The organism is Candidatus Marithrix sp. Canyon 246 (assembly GCF_001723685.1).
Taxonomy (GTDB): domain Bacteria; phylum Pseudomonadota; class Gammaproteobacteria; order Beggiatoales; family Beggiatoaceae; genus Marithrix.
In genome coordinates, this window is sequence record NZ_MCBX01000001.1 from 117,194 (window position 1) to 133,667 (window position 16,474).

Sequence of the window (16,474 nt, forward strand, 5' to 3'; positions counted from 1 at the left end):
TATCCCTAGCGTAAGTTTCTTTTATATGAAGGAATATTAGCGTTTTTTGCTTGAGAAAAATTAGTAAAATCCATGACAACTCCACCCAATTCAACTCCAGAAAAATCTGTGCCTGCAACATTAGCTCGTCGTAAATGCGCACCACCTAACATTGCTTTTGATAAATTAGCATCGCGTAAATCAGCGCGATAAAAATTTGCTTCTTTTAATACAGCATTACTAAAATTGGTATTAACTAATTTAGCTTGAGTTAAATTAGCTCCAACTAAAGTCACCTTGCTAGAGACATCTGGTACATTTGAAAATGCCTCAGTAAGATTGGCTTTCATCAAATTAGCTCGATTAAAGTGAGCATTACATAAATTAGTACTTCTTAAATCGCAATCAGTTAAATTAGCATCAACAAACATTGCGCTACATAATTTGGCTGATTTTAAATTAGCTTGTTGTAAATTAGCTTGTTGTAAAAAGGCATTAGAAAGATCAGCTTCAGCAAGATCAGCATCATGCAAATCTACATAACGTAAATCGGCACCGATAAATTTTACATGTAGTAATTCAGCATTTGATAAAATTGCCCCTGTTGCCTGAGTGCCTTCACTTAACTTGGCTCCAGTTAAATCAGCATGATTCATTTTAGCATGAGCAAGATGTGCCCCAACTAATTGAGCTGATTGTAATTGTGCATTTTCCAGATTCGCATAAGATAAATCAGCATAAGACAAATCAGTATTACGTAAATCGGCATTAGCTAAATCGGCATGACTTAAATCCGCTTCACGTAAATCAGCACCTGATAATGTATCAGCAGATACAGTTAATAATACTTCGTCACTATCTAATCGTTTAATTTCAATCATTTATATTTTCCTACGGTACTACTGTATTAATAATTATTTTAATTGGCTCTTTTGTATCCAAAGCAACTGGGCTAACTTCTCCTTGTAAGTCACCAGATTCTAATTTAGCCGAACCGCTATGTGATATACGTGCTAAAACCTTAACTTCTTTAAAATTAGATAACTTCATAGCTGGCATCATAGCAGTGCTGTCATCAAGAATGACTTCTGTTGGCAATTCACTAGCCTTTTTCCTTACAATTGCTAATGGCATAGCTGATCCAGTTACAGCTCGTGCATAAATAAATAAAGTATCATTAGCCTGTACTTTATCTTCTAAACTTGGATCTAAACTTACATGTACAACTAGTTGTTGTTTAACTGTAGGTTCACCTAATTGACGACGCGCTTCTGCAATATGTTGCTCTAACATTTGCCGCGATTGACTCTTATCAGCCGGTATTTGTTGTAAAAATTTTTGCCAATGAGCAATAGCGGCTTGATAACTTTTATTTTGTGCTGCTGCTAAACCTGATAACCATAATGCTTCTTGATAATTAGGATTAGCTTCTAAAGCTAATTTAAGTAAAATTCGAGGTTGCCCTACAAATTGACCATTATTACCTAAAGTTAATGCACGAGCTAACTCAGTTAAAACTTGCGGATCTTTATCACCAACCAGCCCTAATAATTTATTATAAGCTTGAGCCGCTTTATCATACTGTTTCATATAACTATATGAACGCGCTAACATATACCAACCCTTTTTATCATTTGGATCTTTTTCTAAACGGGCTAATAAACCTTCAAGCATTTGATTAACAGAATGTGGTGTTGTAGTTGTAGTAGCAGTCTTTGGTTTTTCGATTAAAAAGTTTTGAAAACCTACTTCCCAATAAACACCTATCGCTAATGATGGAATAGCTAAAATTACCATAATAGCAGCAGCCCAACGAGCACGAGCTTTAGGAACTAATGTAGTCTTATCATCTAAATCTTCCGCTAGACTTTTTTCTAATTCTTGTTTTGCTTGTGTGAATTGTTCAGAAGTTAAATTTTCTTGTTCTAATTCTGCAATCCGTTGTTTGTAAATCGCAAGATTTAAACTATTATTATCAACTTCAGAAGATTTTGGTGTTTTTTTCAATAGTGGCGGTATTACAAAGGCAAGAGCTAATAGAATTAATATAGCTGCACTTATCCAAAATATTAACATTTTTTATTTTCCTAGAGCTTGGTTTAATTTATCACGTTCGGCATCAGTCAATGCAACAGATTTTGCCTTTGTCTGACGACGAATAAAAAACATCAGTATAATGAATGCAAATAGCATTAAAATAAATGGTCCTAACCATAAAATATAAGTTTTTTCTGTAAGTGGTGGATTATACAAAACAAAATCACCATAACGCTGAACTAAAAACGCGCTAATTTGTTCATTCGTTTGCCCTTCACTAATTTGATTACGTACTAAATTGCGTACATCTTGTGCTAATTCAGCATTAGAATCAGCTACACTTTGGTTTTGACACACAACACAACGTAATTCATTAGTTAATTTCTGATAACGTGCTTCTTGTTCGGCATTATCAAGATTAATTGGATTTTTATCTATAGCATAGATAGGTATATTGAATATTAATAGTAAAAAAAATAAATTTAATTTATTCATATTTTGGAGAATATAAAAAATGTTAGACATGGTTAAAAGAATAGCACAAAATGCCGGTGAAGGTATCATGGAAGTTTATGCAACTGATTTTACAGTAAATCATAAATCTGATCACTCGCCTCTCACTGCTGCTGATATGGCAGCCCATGAAATCATTCAAAAAGGCTTAGCAGAAATCCAGCCTAAATTACCATTTTTATCTGAAGAATCAACTGCTATACCTTATGATGAACGCGCTAGTTGGAAACGTTACTGGCTAGTTGATCCATTAGATGGAACACGTGAATTTGTGAAACGTAATGGCGAATTTACTGTTAATATTGCCTTGATTGATGATCATAAACCTATTCTTGGAGTGATATATGTACCAGTAACAAAAGTTACTTATGTTGCTATAAAGGGTGAAGGTGCATTTAAATACTCAGCAAATGGTCTAAAAGAAAGAATTCATGTACGATCTTACCCAAATGATCATCTAGTAATTGCAACTAGCCGTTCACATATGAATTCAGCTACAAAAAAATTTATTGATAATTTAGATACTCAAGTGAAATTTTTGAGTGTAGGTAGTTCATTAAAATCTTGCTTAGTAGCAGAAGGAAAAGTGGATATTTATCCTCGCTTTGGTCCGACTTCAGAATGGGATACAGCAGCGGCACAATGTATTGTCGAAGAAGCAGGTGGTATTTTAACTGATTTGGATTTAAAACCACTACGCTATAATACTAAAGAATCGCTGTTAAACCCACATTTTATTGTGCATGGTGAAAAAAAATGAAAAATAAAATAATAACATTTATTGGCGGTGGCAACATGGCAACTAGTCTTATAGGTGGCTTGCTTGAAACTGGTGTTTCCGCTATCAGAGTGCTTGATTCTAACCCCAAGCCGCTTGCCGCTAAATTTCCTATACAATGTTATACTAATCATGCAGAGGCTCTGGTGGATGCTGATGTAGTAGTATTAGCAGTTAAACCACATATAATGCCAGAAGTAGCCAAGTCTATTTCTACCACATTATCTAAGCCATTACCTTTATTTATTAGTATTGCGGCTGGCATACGTTTGAATGATTTAAATCGTTGGTTGAATCTTGATTCGCCTTTAGCTTTAGTACGTGCTATGCCTAATACACCAGCTTTAGTGCAAAGTGGTGCTTCAGCTTTATTTGCAGATAAGCATGTTAATCAAGCTCAAAAGGAATTAGCTGAAAATATTTTAAGAGCAGTTGGATTAACCATATGGTTAGAAGATGAACAACAAATGGATGCAGTGACTGCGCTTTCAGGAAGTGGACCAGCTTATTTCTTTTTAATTATGGAAGCCATTGAAAATGCAGGCATTAAATTAGGTTTATCTAAAGATATTGCCAGATTATTGACTTTACAAACTGCCTTTGGTGCCGCTAAAATGGCTTTAGAAAGTCAAGATGATGCTGCGACTTTACGAGCGCGTGTAACTTCTAAAGGCGGTACAACTGAACAAGCAATTAATACTTTGCAAGCAGGTAATTTAGAATCTTTGTTTGATCAAGCCTTGCAAGCCGCACAACAACGCGCTGTTAAATTAGCCACACAATTCGGAGAACATTAAGGTGTTAAGCCCATTTATTATAGCTTTAGTATTTTTAATTAATACTTTATTTGGTATTTATATATTCTTAATAATGCTACGCTTGTTGTTACAATGGCAGCGAGTTGCTTTTCGTCGTGATCCTATTTTGAGAACATTATTAAAGATCACTGATCCACCTTTAAATTTATTATATAATTTTATACCCGGTTGGCGTAAGATTGATGTTGCTGCTATCGTTTTAATGATAGTATTAAAAATGTTAGAATTAAAACTATTATCATGGTTAGGCATGGATAATAACCTTGATTTATTTGGTTTATTTATATTTGCTTTTGCCCAATTATTATCTTTATTAATTTATATTTTTATATTTGCAATTATTATTCAAGTAATTTTAAGTTGGATTACACCTGCTAATAGTAATAATCATTTTGCTGATATTTTAGATGATTTAACCGAACCATTATTACGTGTAGTACGTAGAAAATTTAAACCAATGCAAGGTCTTGATTTTTCTGCTTTAATTATGATTGTAATTTTACAATTAGCAGATATTTTAGTAGTAGGCTTTATACAGCAATTGGCATTATAATGGTTGCCATTTTTGAATACGGTTATTTCCCAAATCAACTACAAATACGCTGCCATTTGGAGCAGTGGCTATGGCTACAGCTCGATCAAATTGCCCCGCACCATCGCCTTGCTCACCGAAAGAAGATAAAAATACACCATTAGCTGTAAATTTTTGTACGCGATTATTATAGAAGTCAGTAGTAAAAATATTACCTTGCGGACCAATTGCCACTGAGGTTACAGTGGCAAACCATCCATTAAAAAAACCGCTAATATTAAGTGCAAATGGACCACCCCATTTGCGTAAAAATGATTCAGAAGAAAAAACTTATATGCGATCATTATAACTATCTGCAACATATAAAATATTATCTTTAGTAACTGCAACGTCGGTTGGATAATTCATTTCACCTGCCCACATACCCTTTTTCTTAGTTGTACCCCATTTCATTTACAGCAACGCCGCTAATACCATTAAATTTTCCTTTGCCAGTGCCTGCATTACCAATTTATCTAAGAGATTTGCCATCAAAACTAAACACATGAATATTATCATTCCAATAATCAGCTACATAAAGTTCATTATTATGAATACTTAAATTCATTGGTCTTCCTAATTTTAAAGAAAATATGCGTTTAAAATTACCGTCATAATCAAAAACTTGAATCCTAGCATTACACAAGTCGCTAACAAAGACTTCGCTATCGCTGACGGCGATTCCAATCGGATCTCTAAATTGCCCCGGATTTTTGCCTTGTGTACCCCATGCAGTAACAAATATTAAAAAGACTTACAATAGTAAGTCGAATTGTATAACTCATTTGATAATATAAAAATCTTCTAACGCAAATCCAGCTTCATTGACAATTTTACGCACAAAAATATCATTTAAGCTTATGCCCTCATCAATAAATAAACGCACTTGTGCTTGTTTTACATTAATTTCAATATCTTCAATGCCATCTATGTTTCTTTGTAACTGCTTTTCGATACCAAAGCTGCAAAAGGGGCAGTCTAGGGTATCGACTTGAATTAGGTATTGTGTATTAGCTGCGAAAACATTATTAGTTAAGATAAATGTTATTAAAAAAATTATTGACTTCATAATTATGCCTTTGTTAATGGTACTGCTAATAACTTAGCTACTCGTGCCGCTACATTATCCCAATCACTACTAGATACAGTGGCTCGTCGTTTTTCAATTAGTGATGGATCATTTTCATCTAAAGCTTTATCAATATTATCCAAAAATTCTTGGTGTGAATTAGAACTGTAAATTAATGATTTGTATTCTTCAAATGCCGGTAATGCCATTACAACGCTAGGATAAGCTAAAGCTAAATATTCCTTTAACTTAATAGGATTACACATTTTATTAAAATCATTTTGTAAAAATGGAATTATACCAACATCAAAATTAGCCGCATATGTTGCTAACTCATCTGGGCTGATTTGATCAATATGCTTAACATTTTTTTCTGCTAATACTGATGACAAATCCATTTGTTTTGGACCAATTAATACTAAAGTACCCCGAATATGACGCGCTATTTTAATCATTAATTCGACATCCATGCGATAATCATCCATACCGCCAAAAAAACCAATAATTGGTTTTGGTAAATCAAGACAACCATTAGGTGAATTACGTGCCGCTACAAATTTATCGAAATCAACTCCATGACCAATTAATACAGATTCCTTAACTAAACCTAATTCACGTTCCATTAAACCTTCATGTACATAAATTGCAGTATCAGATATATCTAATAACCGTTTTTCTAAAGCCGCTATTCTATCTTTATCAGCTTCAGGCAAAGTAGTAAAATCATCACAACGTTCAAATAATACCTTATTCCATTTTAGTTTTTCTACCGCTGGAGTCATGGTAGGCATAGAAACTACAGCAGCAGGATGTTTCATATTTAAACGCCAACGCAGTATTTTCACCTGTAAAGCCAGTAGCCAACCGTTGAATTGCAGCATTTTTGCTGAATATAGCGGCACAAATAGTGGGCTATATATATACATGCCAGATTCAGGATCGCGTTTTAAACCACGAGTTAAACTCTTGATTTTACGCCAATATCTGGACCAAGCAATTTGAGTTTTTCCCGGTACTGGCATACGCATACCAATACTATTAATCCATAAAGTAGGAACATGTTTAGCGATGCGAGTAGCCATACGTACAGAAGAATGCCCCCTATTATGGTACCACCAATCGACATTACCAAAATGCACGACTCCATCAGATATATTGTGTGTTAATTCATCCATTTTTTGCAGCTTTTTTTCTGATTTTAATTTGATACATACGAAAATCAGCAATTTTGACTAACTCTTCAGGTGTAAGATTATCATTAGGATGATACTCAGAAAAGCCATAACTAAAATCAATCGGGATTCCTTGTATTTTCTTATGATTTAATTCTTGTCTCAGTCTTTTCACTAACTGATGAGAATTTTCTATTTTCGCCTTTGGCAACACAAATAAAAATTCATCTCCTCCAATACGAAATAGATAATCAGATAACCTAACAACCTTTTTAAAAGACTCTACTGCCGTCTTAATCAGAACATCACCTTCTGCATGACCATATGTATCATTAATAATTTTTAAATTATCTATATCTATATAACAAACAACAAAGCTTTGTTGATTTCTTTTAGAAATTTCGATATTTTTAGCTAAAGTTTCATATGCAAAGCGTCTATTAAATAAACCTGTCAATTCATCTGTCACTGCACGATTTTCCAACAGTTTCAAACCGTATAGAATTTCTATATGGACATTTATACGAGCTAATAATTCTAGCGGTATAAAAGGTTTAGTAACATAATCAACGCATCCTGCTTTAAAAGCTTGTAATTTATCTTGTATATTAGATATAGCACTTACAAATAAAATTGGAATTTCTTTACTCAATTCTTGTTGTTTTATTTGCCTACATAAAATAATGGAATCCATATCAGGTAATACTCGTTCCATTACAATCAAATCAGGTGGATTTGAATGAATAATTTCCAAAGCTTGTTCGCCATTTTTTGCTAGCGTTAAATCATAACTATGATCTAGGAATAATTTACTTAGTTCCTGAATTTGTTCAGGATTTTGATCCACAATTAAGATTACTAATTTTTTGTTCATCTATTACCTTGTTTTATGCAGGACTTGCTTTGCTATGTATTGCAAATTCTTTTCCATTCTATACTCTTAATATAGTATTAGTTATTGCATCACGAATTTCACTAGGACGAGAACGTCCACCTATTTTACCGGGTAAAATATAATCAATATTGTTTCTAAAATTATATCTTACTTTTAAAGCTGTTTTAGCAGGCGGACGACCAGCAAGATTAGCACTAGTAGATACTAGAGGACCACCCCAATATTCACATAAAGCCGCAGCTTGAGGATGTGCTGTCACTCGTACAGCCAGTTTCTTGGATTTACCACTTAAATATTGTGGTATATCTGGTCTTGCTGGTAATAACCATGTTACCGCCCCCGGCCATGTTGCAAATACTCGTTGTTCTAATATTGGTGTTAAAGGTTCAATTAAAGATAAAACTTGCTTATAGTTAGCTGCTATTAAAATTAATCCTTTTTTCCATGAGCGCTGTTTTAATTCTAATAAACGTGTGACAGCATCTTGATTAAATGGATTACAACCGATACCGATCACAGATTCAGTGGGATAAGCTATAATACCGCCGCTGTTTAAAGCGCGTACTGCTTGTTTGAAATGCCAATTATTCATAGTTTTTATATATATATTTTGATAGAATATATTTTTTAATATATTAATTAGGAAATTCAAGTATGAAGATCAAACTGATAAGCTTTTTAGCAGTTGTAAGTATGTTTTTAGTGGCTTGTAATGGTAGTATGCCTTCTAAACAAGTTATAGGTGGTGGTTTAGGTGGTGTTTTAGGTGGTGTTGCCGGATCTCAAATTGGTGGCGGTACAGGTAAAACTGTTGCCATAGTAGCAGGTACATTATTAGGTGCAGCACTTGGTGGTGCAATTGGTGGTTCTATGGATCAAACAGATTTATATAAAACCCAAGGTGCTTTAAATAATACTGCAACAGGTCAAACTGTAGCTTGGACCAACCCTGATAATAACAATGAATATAAAGTTACACCAACTGATACTTACAAAAGTAATAGTGGTCAAGATTGTCGTGATTATACAACAGTGGGTATAATTGGTGGGCAACGTGAAGTTATAAAAGGTAGCGCTTGCCGTCAAGCTGATGGTAGTTGGAAGTCACAATAACATTTAATCAAGTTTTGATAATGGTGTATAAATTGCTTACAATTACATATTGTATGTAAGTGAATAGGATATAAAACTATGAAAATGAAATTGATAAGCTTTTTAGCAGTTGTAGCTATGTTTTTAGTAGCTTGTGATGGTGGTCACATGCCTTCTAAACAAAGTATCGGTGGAGTTTTAGGCGGTGTTGCTGGCGGTGTTGCTGGTGGTGTTATTGGTGGTCACGGTAACACTATTGCTATAGTAGCTGGTACATTATTAGGTGCTGCTCTTGGTAGTTCAGTTGGTAGTTCTATGGATCAAGATGATTTATATAGAACCCAAACTGCTTTCGATACAGGCAGACCAGTGAGTTGGAAAAATCCTAATACTCAACATCAATATCAAGTCAACCCACTTAATAGCTACACAGATGCTAGAGGTCAACCTTGTCGTAATTATACTATTAATGGACAAAATGGCACTGCTTGCCGTCAGGCTAATGGTAGCTGGAGATCACGCTAACAATTTAAACAAACCTGACAGGTTTTAAAAACCTGTCAGGTTTAATCAACTTTTATAATCCGCTTTTTAAACTAGCCTCAATAAATTTATCTAAATCTCCATCAAGTACCGCTTGTGTATTACTAGTTTCTATTCCAGTTCGTAAATCCTTTATATGTGATTTATCTAATACATAAGAACGAATTTGACTTCCCCAACCAATATCCGCCTTAGTATCTTCAATTGATTGTTGTTCTGAACGACGTTGTTGTTGTTCTAATTCATATAATTTTGCCTTTAATTGCTTCATTGCAGTAGCTTTATTTTTATGCTGAGAACGATCATTTTGACATTGCACTACAGTATTGGTAGGTAAATGAGTAATACGTACTGCTGATTCAGTTCTATTCACATGTTGCCCACCAGCCCCACTTGCACGATAAACATCAATACGTAAATCACTAGGATCAATATCAATATCAATATCATCATCCACCTCTGGCGCTATAAAAACCGCAGCAAATGAAGTATGACGGCGATTACCAGAATCAAATGGTGACTTTCTGACTAAACGATGAACACCAATTTCAGTGCGTAACCAACCATAAGCATAATCACCAATGACACGAATGGTCGCACTTTTAATTCCCGCAACCTCACCAGCAGAATAATCAATAACCTCAGTAACAAAACCATGCTGTTCAGTCCAACGTAAATACATACGTAATAACATTTCTGCCCAATCTTGAGCTTCAGTGCCACCAGAACCAGATTGAATATCTAAAAACGCATTGTTAATATCCATTTCACCTGCAAACATACGGGAAAATTCTAATTTTGATAATTTTTGCTCTAAGCTTTCAATATCTTGACAGACTAAATTTGTGGTATCATGATCATTTTCTTCTTGTGCTAATTCTAATAACTCGCGTACCTCCTCAAGGGCAATATCAAGTTGTTTGATAGTATTTACTACTTGTTCTAAACTAGCGCGTTCACGCCCAAGGGCTTGTGCTTGCTCAGGATTATTCCAAATCGTTGGTACTTCAAGTTCGCATATGACTTCAATTAGACGTTCAGATTTGCTTGTATAGTCAAAGATACCCCCGAAGTGCATCGACTCGAATTTGCATATCGGTAATAGCTTGAAAAATAAGATTAAGTTCCATAATATGTTTTTTAAAAAGTGAAAAATAAACCTGTACTAGAATTAAAAGGTAGTTTATTAACCTTAATGGTTTTAAATCTATTTAATAGTGACAATGAAGTTATTGCTAAAGCCTTAGCAGAAAAAATTTCTAAAGCTCCAGATTTTTTCCAACAAGTGCCAATAGTCATTGATCTACAAGCACTAGAAGATAACCCAATAATTCTTGATTTATCTGAGTTAATAAAATTATTAAGAACTTATGGTTTAACTCCAGTGGCAGTGCGTGGTGGAAGTATAGAACAAAATGAAATCGCACTTAATATGAATTTGGGTATTTTAAACAATATAAAATCTCAAACATCAGCGTCACAATTAACGGAAGAAACTAAAATAGCAGTAACTCCAGAGATTCTACCGACTAAAATTATTAGAAATCCAATTCGTTCAGGGCAACAAGTTATAGCTGATAAAGGAGATTTAATTGTTTTATCAACAGTTAGTCATGGAGCAGAAATTTTAGCTGATCGGCATATTCATGTTTATGGTGCTTTACGTGGGCGTGCTTTAGCTGGAATTAATGGAGATAAAAAAGCACAAATTTTTTGTCAACAATTATATGCTGATTTACTCTCAATAGCAGGGCAATATCAAGTAAATGAAGATTTCCCTAATGATTTAATTGGTAAATCGGCGCAAGTTTATTTAGAACAAGATAATTTAATTATAAAAGAACTGTAATAGGCTGGAAAATATCTTGAGTAAAATTATTGTTATTACATCTGGTAAAGGCGGTGTAGGTAAAACTACTACTAGTGCAGCCTTTGCAACTGGTTTAGCATTACGTGACTATAAAACTATAGTTATAGATTTTGATGTAGGCTTGAGAAACCTTGATTTAGTAATGGGTTGCGAGCGACGTGTAGTTTATGATTTTATTAATGTAATAAATGGTGAAGCAAATATAAACCAAGCATTAATTAAAGATAAACGAGTTGAAAATTTATTTATTTTACCGGCATCACAAACACGTAATAAAGATGCTCTAACCTTAAAAGGTATAGCAAGAGTATTGGAAGAGTTGAAAAAAAACTTTGATTATATAATTTGTGATTCACCGGCTGGTATTGAGCATGGTGCCATTATGGCTATGTATTTTGCAGATGAAGCCTTAATTGTAACTAATCCTGAAGTATCTTCTGTACGTGATTCAGATAGAATTATTGGTATGTTATCAAGTAAAACTCGTCGAGCTATGCAAAAAATGCCTCCAATTAAAGAACATTTATTAATAACTCGTTATGAACAAAAAAGAGTAAATAAAGGCGAGATGCTGAGCATTAAAGATGTCGAAGAAATTTTGGCAATTCCTTTATTAGGAGTAATTCCAGAATCATTAGAAATATTAAAAGCATCTAATTCAGGTGTTCCTATAACATACAACAAAGAAACCGATGCAGGGCAAGCCTATCTTGATGTTGTGGCACGTTTTCTTGGGGAAGAACCACCAAAACGTAAGAAAAAAGGCTTTTTTCGCCGCTGGTTTGGAAGGAAATTATGAGATTTATAGAACATATATTTAGCCTTTTCTCATCACAGAAGAGTGCTAAACTGGCAAAAGAACGTCTGCAAATTATTGTAACTCATGATCGTCGTAAGCGACGTTATTTGCCATTATTACAACAAGAATTATTAGATGTAGTGAGAAAATACGCATCTATTGATGATGATGATATAAAAATTCATTTAGAAAAACAGGGTAATTATGAAGTTTTAGAAATGAATATAGCCTTACCTAAATAGTTTAGTTTTTCATTAAAAAAGAACCAAAAGGTGTCTTGACTAAATGATAACCATCTGGCACTTTTTCTTCTTCATCTATAAAAAAAATCTCTTCATTTTGAGGTGGTTTTGGCTGCTCTTTAACAGTAAATTGCCCAAAAGGTGTCTCAAGACGACGATAACCCGGTTGCACTTTGGGTGGCAATGGTGGAGGCGATAAAGATTGATAATCTTCAGTTTCTTCCTCAAGAAGCTCATGATTTAATCGCAATTCAGTAATGATACCAGACGTTGCTTTTAATTTTACCGAATTTGCATGTATGCTAATTACCCGCCAAACCTTAATAACTTCGTTAGTAGCAACAATAAACTTATCACCCTCACGAGCAGAAATAGTTTCACCATTAACAGCAAAGTAAGCTATTTTTTGATTACCTACAATCATAATTGATTGTAGATAATTATCTTCATCTTCAATGCCCCAAGTGTTAGGCACTATTAAGAATAATGTTATATATATAATGACTTTTAACATGTTCAACTACCTAATTAGAAAATATCAAAGCTAACATAGGTAATGATCATTGTCTAGGTGTTTTAATTTAGATTAAACTTATATAATAAAATTTAATGACATTATAAATACAGGCGAGACATAAATTATGATAAATAATATTAAACATTTAATAATACTCGTATTTAGTCTGTGTGTACTATGAATTACAGAAAGGAGTACAGCGAATTACGCGGATAAACGAATTGTGAAGTTTTATTAGTTTATCCACGTAATTCGCTCTTATATCTATGTTACTAGTTTCCAAAATAAATGGCTCATATTTCCATTCAAAGTTTTTTTTATATGTGTATATTTAATTTATATAATTATCAGCTAGATAATCGCAAACTAATTGTAATAATAAATACAAACATTAACTGAACCCAAGTAACAAAAGGCTAAAAAATATTTGACATACCCATAACATATTTTATAGACTAATAAAGGTAAACTAGCAACGAGACCTAAATTATGAAAGAAAGAAAAGCAGTCTATTATGGGCAAGTAGAATTAATACCGGGCATTATTTCTGATGGTTATGTGTTGGATGATGACACTGCCGTGATGGGTATAATTGGAACAGCAGAACTTTTATCTGTACACTATAAAGCTTTGCAGAACATTGCGACTAAAGGTATCCCAAAAGTCCTTGAACCCTTTATTGATAAGGGTTTGAACAATGCGACTAAAACGGTTACAGTGGTAGCACCAAATAGTCATCATAAAGGGCGAAAAATTAATGTTTATGATAGCCTTTTTATCGAATCTTTGATACGAGCTTATGCTTTCGCCCTTGCGAGTGATAAACTCCGCAAGGCACAACATCATATTGGAAAAAGATGTGTTTTTTTAATGGGATCTCTGGTACGAACCGCATTAGAGGTAGCCATAAAAGAAGCTTGTGGCTTATCCACCAACATCCAACAAACCGCCCAACAAAACTACATAGATGCCGTAAAACTAATCAAAGACTTTGGCTTTACCTGTTCCGCCCCAAATGACATTGCTACCAAAAAGGACATTACCCAATTCCTTAACATTCCGCAAAGCACTCTCAACAGCTTTCTCAGAAAACACAAAAACGAAATTCAACCCATTCAATTAGACTCAGCAACAATCCGCTCTTTTGGTAGTAAAGCATCACGCATGAACGGCTATCAACTTGATGATGTTACTAAAATTGCTTTAGGAATGGATTCCGTGATTGGAATTAAACTTAAAAAGCAAGTATTTGGTCAAATAGGCAGCTTTGCTAATCCTAATACATCAGTAGAAGTACAATGGCGAGAAGTATTATCCAATGTATTTCAAGGTTTTGATTTGCATTTTAACTATCCGATTGGACCATATAAAGTTGATTTCTTTGTCGCAAAATTAATGTTAGTTTTAGAATGTAACGGCTATTGTCACCGTTATTATGATGAAACAGAAGAAAAAGTGCGAGAAAAGCTTATTACTCAAAAATATAGCCTAGTTCGCTTTCATCACAAAATAAACCTAGAAACACTTTTTAATGGCATTTTACAAGCAAAACCCGGGAAAATGATTAAACTATATGATTTAGAAAAACTTGGACAACAAATGCCTTTTGATATTAATACATTGAATTTATAAACTTATTTCCCCCAAAACACCAGCAACTGTATAAAATGATCCAAAAGATAGTATTTGTTTATTTTGGTGTTAGCTGGTGCCAATTTAATATTGAGAGATAGAAATCTTACTTATAGACAAGCATTCCCAGACTGGTTAGCATTCTTTATATTAAATAGAAGAGAGCTAGAATTTTTTTGTTTTAACTTCACATTCCTATACCACACAGTATCTACTGATACTGTTATAGTACCTATACTCATACTGGTTTCTGCCTTAACACAAGGAATATCAATATATTTAGTAGTGGGATCATAAAACATATTATAAGTTGGATCATAAGACGATGATTTACTGATAAAACTTAAACTAGATGCTTCAAGTTCAAAAACTGAATTTCCTTTATGTGTCATAGAGGCTTCAAATTTACCATAACCTAAATCCTTGTTACCAAATTCATCTTTAAAAGGGATGAAAATCTCATTAAAAAAAAGATTTTTAGTTTCGGGATTAAAAATCGCAACACTATAAGGTTGAAGCTTGTAACCATAAGCTGCTAATGAAGTCATCCACTGAGGCATTAACATTGGTAATAAACCTGCTGCTATTGACACAAGCGTAATTAGAATTCTTCTAATTAAATTATATTTATGAGAATGTTTATTCACTATGAATATCCTATGAGTAATTTAAAATTATTAATCAATTATTTTTTCTGAAATGTGCTAAAACAGTTATTATAGCTAATAATGAAAAAAATATCATTATACACCAATAACGTATAAAAGTAATTTCATGTATAGAAGCAATACAAAAACCTACCATTGCCGCGAATGCACCAATACCAAGAATACGAATCTCTTCTTGTTTTGCTGTTTGATTTTGCCATGAAAGCCATAAACCATTAACAAAAATAGCTAGTAAACTTATAAAACCAACAATACCTTGTTCTGCTAGAGTTTCTATATATAAATTATGTACCCATGATGTCATACCGACAGTTATATTAGTCTTGTAACTATAAGTTTCTAACAGCAGCCAAAAAGTATGTATTCCATTACCCAAAAATGGCGCATCAAGAAACATATTCCACGCAATTAACCAATAATGCAATCGTCCAAATGAGTCATTAATAAATCTATTAAATAAGACAAAACCTTGTGTCATATCAAGTAATAGTATAATGCTAACTATTAAGCCACTAAAAAAAATAGCTTTCTTTATTAAACGTTTAGGCAATAATAATCCTACGGCAGACCCTAAAGATAAAAGTAAAATTAGCAATGAACCACGACTTTGAAAGAGTACCACTATAGAAATACTTAATAAAATTGATATTGCGGCTACGACCGCAATTAAACTACGTGGTTTTAGATAAATTAAAGAAAATGAAAATGGTGTAATAAGAGAAAGTAATATTAAATCATTAGGAACAACTAAAAGCGGATGTTTAGCGGCATCTATCCAATCAAATCGTGATTCAGCTGTACTATTCAAAAAAACAAATAATAAATAAATAGAAATTATAATTGATACTATAGAAAATGTCATATACAGCCATTTTATGTGATTCAGATTAAAATTATCAATTATTAAAAAATAAACCAATATTGCTGGTATTAGTGGCATGGTTAAAGATAAACTATTTTTAAAATCTATAGAAATAGAAATAGACAAAATACTTAATATTACAAAAATACTAACCGGTAATACTAACGGTAAATTGAAGCTGAATTGATTACGATTTCCTGAAATAGCAACTAACACGCCAGTAACACTGACAAAAAATACAGCAATATTAAGCCCTGCTGGAATAGCGATACTAATAATATAAAAAAATATTGTAAAAATTCCTATTTTAGGTATCATGCGATCTATGATCAAAATATCATCTTTTTTATTAAACATATATAGTCTCAAATAATAATAAAAATATTAGGTAGTGGTGCATCATACCACCTACATTGC

22 protein-coding genes and 1 pseudogene are annotated in these 16,474 nt (G+C 33.2%); 9 read left to right on the forward strand and 14 right to left on the reverse strand.

All coding sequences use genetic code 11. The annotated features are described in order from the left end of the window. Positions 1-5: 5 nt before the first annotated feature. The 3 genes from BHU68_RS00510 to BHU68_RS00520 are packed head-to-tail and all read right to left on the reverse strand — an operon-like array spanning position 6 to position 2,511. Positions 6-860, reverse strand: a complete 855-nt coding sequence (locus BHU68_RS00510; protein WP_069470000.1) for a pentapeptide repeat-containing protein — start codon at positions 858-860, stop codon at positions 6-8. A 10-nt stretch (positions 861-870) separates the two neighbouring features. Continuing rightward, positions 871-2,055 carry a c-type cytochrome biogenesis protein CcmI gene (gene ccmI / locus BHU68_RS00515; RefSeq protein WP_069469999.1) on the reverse strand — a complete coding sequence of 395 codons (1,185 nt, stop codon included), beginning with the start codon at positions 2,053-2,055 and terminating at the stop codon, positions 871-873. Positions 2,056-2,058: 3 nt separating this feature from the next. Then, positions 2,059-2,511, reverse strand: a complete 453-nt coding sequence (locus BHU68_RS00520) for a cytochrome c-type biogenesis protein (protein ID WP_069469998.1) — start codon at positions 2,509-2,511, stop codon at positions 2,059-2,061. A gap of 19 nt (positions 2,512-2,530) precedes the next feature. Here BHU68_RS00520 and cysQ point away from each other — a divergent pair, with 19 nt between their 5' ends. Genes cysQ through BHU68_RS00535 form a run of 3 tightly spaced genes read left to right on the forward strand, consistent with a single transcriptional unit; the run spans position 2,531 to position 4,678 of the window. After that, positions 2,531-3,289, forward strand: a complete 759-nt coding sequence (gene cysQ, locus BHU68_RS00525; RefSeq protein ID WP_069469997.1) for a 3'(2'),5'-bisphosphate nucleotidase CysQ — start codon at positions 2,531-2,533, stop codon at positions 3,287-3,289. Then, complete coding sequence (gene proC, locus BHU68_RS00530; protein ID WP_069469996.1) at positions 3,286-4,104, forward strand: pyrroline-5-carboxylate reductase; 819 nt, start codon at positions 3,286-3,288, stop codon at positions 4,102-4,104. The genes cysQ and proC overlap by 4 nt, the downstream gene beginning before the upstream one ends. 1 nt (position 4,105) lies before the next feature. Continuing rightward, complete coding sequence (locus BHU68_RS00535) at positions 4,106-4,678, forward strand: YggT family protein (RefSeq protein WP_069469995.1); 573 nt, start codon at positions 4,106-4,108, stop codon at positions 4,676-4,678. Here the strand turns inward: BHU68_RS00535 and BHU68_RS00540 are convergent. The 7 genes and pseudogenes from BHU68_RS00540 to BHU68_RS00560 all read right to left on the reverse strand — a co-directional run bounded on the left by BHU68_RS00540 (position 4,673) and on the right by BHU68_RS00560 (position 8,424). Beyond that, entirely contained in the window at positions 4,673-4,891 is a 219-nt protein-coding gene (locus BHU68_RS00540; RefSeq protein ID WP_069469994.1) for a hypothetical protein, read from the reverse strand. The two genes, BHU68_RS00535 and BHU68_RS00540, sit on opposite strands and share 6 nt — an antisense overlap. A 96-nt stretch (positions 4,892-4,987) precedes the next feature. Further along, on the reverse strand, positions 4,988-5,110 hold the full coding sequence (locus BHU68_RS16170; RefSeq protein WP_083234201.1) for a hypothetical protein: 123 nt from the start codon (positions 5,108-5,110) through the stop codon (positions 4,988-4,990). A gap of 217 nt (positions 5,111-5,327) precedes the next feature. Further along, positions 5,328-5,441, reverse strand: a pseudogene (locus BHU68_RS18170) (hypothetical protein); the annotation flags it as partial. Positions 5,442-5,477: 36 nt separating this feature from the next. Continuing rightward, positions 5,478-5,765, reverse strand: coding sequence for a heavy-metal-associated domain-containing protein (locus BHU68_RS00545; RefSeq protein WP_083234203.1), 288 nt, complete (start codon positions 5,763-5,765; stop codon positions 5,478-5,480). A 2-nt stretch (positions 5,766-5,767) separates the two neighbouring features. Continuing rightward, positions 5,768-6,940: a glycosyltransferase gene (locus BHU68_RS00550; protein WP_069469992.1), complete on the reverse strand. Its 1,173-nt coding sequence runs from the start codon at positions 6,938-6,940 to the stop codon at positions 5,768-5,770. Continuing rightward, positions 6,933-7,811: a GGDEF domain-containing response regulator gene (locus BHU68_RS00555; protein WP_069469991.1), complete on the reverse strand. Its 879-nt coding sequence runs from the start codon at positions 7,809-7,811 to the stop codon at positions 6,933-6,935. The genes BHU68_RS00550 and BHU68_RS00555 overlap by 8 nt, the downstream gene beginning before the upstream one ends. A 58-nt stretch (positions 7,812-7,869) precedes the next feature. Then, positions 7,870-8,424, reverse strand: a complete 555-nt coding sequence (locus BHU68_RS00560; RefSeq protein WP_069469990.1) for a Sua5/YciO/YrdC/YwlC family protein — start codon at positions 8,422-8,424, stop codon at positions 7,870-7,872. 62 nt (positions 8,425-8,486) lie between these two features. On the opposite strand from BHU68_RS00560, the gene BHU68_RS00565 reads away from it, so the two are divergent. Together BHU68_RS00565 and BHU68_RS00570 are read left to right on the forward strand one after the other, a co-directional pair. Then, entirely contained in the window at positions 8,487-8,945 is a 459-nt protein-coding gene (locus tag BHU68_RS00565; RefSeq protein WP_069469989.1) for an RT0821/Lpp0805 family surface protein, read from the forward strand. A gap of 78 nt (positions 8,946-9,023) precedes the next feature. Beyond that, a complete protein-coding gene (locus tag BHU68_RS00570) occupies positions 9,024-9,449 on the forward strand; it encodes a hypothetical protein (protein ID WP_216092600.1) in 426 nt (141 codons plus the stop codon). Between the two features lie 52 nt (positions 9,450-9,501). On the opposite strand, the gene prfB is transcribed toward BHU68_RS00570, so the two are convergent. Continuing rightward, positions 9,502-10,600 (reverse strand): peptide chain release factor 2 gene (gene prfB / locus BHU68_RS00575; protein WP_171899565.1). Its coding sequence is split into 2 segments (ribosomal slippage): positions 9,502-10,524 and positions 10,526-10,600, totalling 1,098 coding nucleotides; the frame shifts between segments, so codons are not numbered across the junction. A 14-nt stretch (positions 10,601-10,614) separates the two neighbouring features. Here prfB and minC point away from each other — a divergent pair. Genes minC through minE form a run of 3 tightly spaced genes read left to right on the forward strand, consistent with a single transcriptional unit; the run spans position 10,615 to position 12,378 of the window. Then, positions 10,615-11,316: a septum site-determining protein MinC gene (minC, locus tag BHU68_RS00580; protein WP_069469987.1), complete on the forward strand. Its 702-nt coding sequence runs from the start codon at positions 10,615-10,617 to the stop codon at positions 11,314-11,316. A gap of 16 nt (positions 11,317-11,332) precedes the next feature. After that, entirely contained in the window at positions 11,333-12,136 is an 804-nt protein-coding gene (gene minD, locus BHU68_RS00585; RefSeq protein WP_069469986.1) for a septum site-determining protein MinD, read from the forward strand. After that, a complete protein-coding gene (minE, locus tag BHU68_RS00590; protein ID WP_069469985.1) occupies positions 12,133-12,378 on the forward strand; it encodes a cell division topological specificity factor MinE in 246 nt (81 codons plus the stop codon). The genes minD and minE overlap by 4 nt, the downstream gene beginning before the upstream one ends. 1 nt (position 12,379) lies before the next feature. Here the strand turns inward: minE and BHU68_RS00595 are convergent, their stop codons facing one another. Beyond that, entirely contained in the window at positions 12,380-12,892 is a 513-nt protein-coding gene (locus BHU68_RS00595) for a hypothetical protein (protein ID WP_069469984.1), read from the reverse strand. Positions 12,893-13,384: 492 nt separating this feature from the next. Here BHU68_RS00595 and BHU68_RS00600 point away from each other — a divergent pair, with 492 nt between their 5' ends. Further along, on the forward strand, positions 13,385-14,527 hold the full coding sequence (locus tag BHU68_RS00600) for a DUF559 domain-containing protein (RefSeq protein ID WP_069469983.1): 1,143 nt from the start codon (positions 13,385-13,387) through the stop codon (positions 14,525-14,527). Positions 14,528-14,637: 110 nt separating this feature from the next. Here the strand turns inward: BHU68_RS00600 and BHU68_RS00605 are convergent, their stop codons facing one another. Together BHU68_RS00605 and BHU68_RS00610 are read right to left on the reverse strand one after the other, a co-directional pair. Continuing rightward, a complete protein-coding gene (locus tag BHU68_RS00605) occupies positions 14,638-15,120 on the reverse strand; it encodes a hypothetical protein (protein ID WP_141698918.1) in 483 nt (160 codons plus the stop codon). Between the two features lie 88 nt (positions 15,121-15,208). Then, positions 15,209-16,414, reverse strand: a complete 1,206-nt coding sequence (locus BHU68_RS00610) for an O-antigen ligase family protein (RefSeq protein WP_069469981.1) — start codon at positions 16,412-16,414, stop codon at positions 15,209-15,211. Between the last annotated feature and the right edge of the window lie 60 nt (positions 16,415-16,474).

Coding starts and splice junctions, on each gene's coding strand:
- BHU68_RS00510 (WP_069470000.1), bottom strand. CDS start 860: ATGATTGAAATTAAACGATTAGATAGTGACGAAGTATTATTAACTGTA.
- ccmI (WP_069469999.1), bottom strand. CDS start 2,055: ATGTTAATATTTTGGATAAGTGCAGCTATATTAATTCTATTAGCTCTT.
- BHU68_RS00520 (WP_069469998.1), bottom strand. CDS start 2,511: ATGAATAAATTAAATTTATTTTTTTTACTATTAATATTCAATATACCT.
- cysQ (WP_069469997.1), top strand. CDS start 2,531: ATGTTAGACATGGTTAAAAGAATAGCACAAAATGCCGGTGAAGGTATC.
- proC (WP_069469996.1), top strand. CDS start 3,286: ATGAAAAATAAAATAATAACATTTATTGGCGGTGGCAACATGGCAACT.
- BHU68_RS16170 (WP_083234201.1), bottom strand. CDS start 5,110: ATGAAATGGGGTACAACTAAGAAAAAGGGTATGTGGGCAGGTGAAATG.
- BHU68_RS00545 (WP_083234203.1), bottom strand. CDS start 5,765: ATGAAGTCAATAATTTTTTTAATAACATTTATCTTAACTAATAATGTT.
- BHU68_RS00550 (WP_069469992.1), bottom strand. CDS start 6,940: ATGGATGAATTAACACACAATATATCTGATGGAGTCGTGCATTTTGGT.
- BHU68_RS00555 (WP_069469991.1), bottom strand. CDS start 7,811: ATGAACAAAAAATTAGTAATCTTAATTGTGGATCAAAATCCTGAACAA.
- BHU68_RS00560 (WP_069469990.1), bottom strand. CDS start 8,424: ATGAATAATTGGCATTTCAAACAAGCAGTACGCGCTTTAAACAGCGGC.
- BHU68_RS00565 (WP_069469989.1), top strand. CDS start 8,487: ATGAAGATCAAACTGATAAGCTTTTTAGCAGTTGTAAGTATGTTTTTA.
- BHU68_RS00570 (WP_216092600.1), top strand. CDS start 9,024: ATGAAAATGAAATTGATAAGCTTTTTAGCAGTTGTAGCTATGTTTTTA.
- minE (WP_069469985.1), top strand. CDS start 12,133: ATGAGATTTATAGAACATATATTTAGCCTTTTCTCATCACAGAAGAGT.
- BHU68_RS00595 (WP_069469984.1), bottom strand. CDS start 12,892: ATGTTAAAAGTCATTATATATATAACATTATTCTTAATAGTGCCTAAC.
- BHU68_RS00600 (WP_069469983.1), top strand. CDS start 13,385: ATGAAAGAAAGAAAAGCAGTCTATTATGGGCAAGTAGAATTAATACCG.
- BHU68_RS00610 (WP_069469981.1), bottom strand. CDS start 16,414: ATGTTTAATAAAAAAGATGATATTTTGATCATAGATCGCATGATACCT.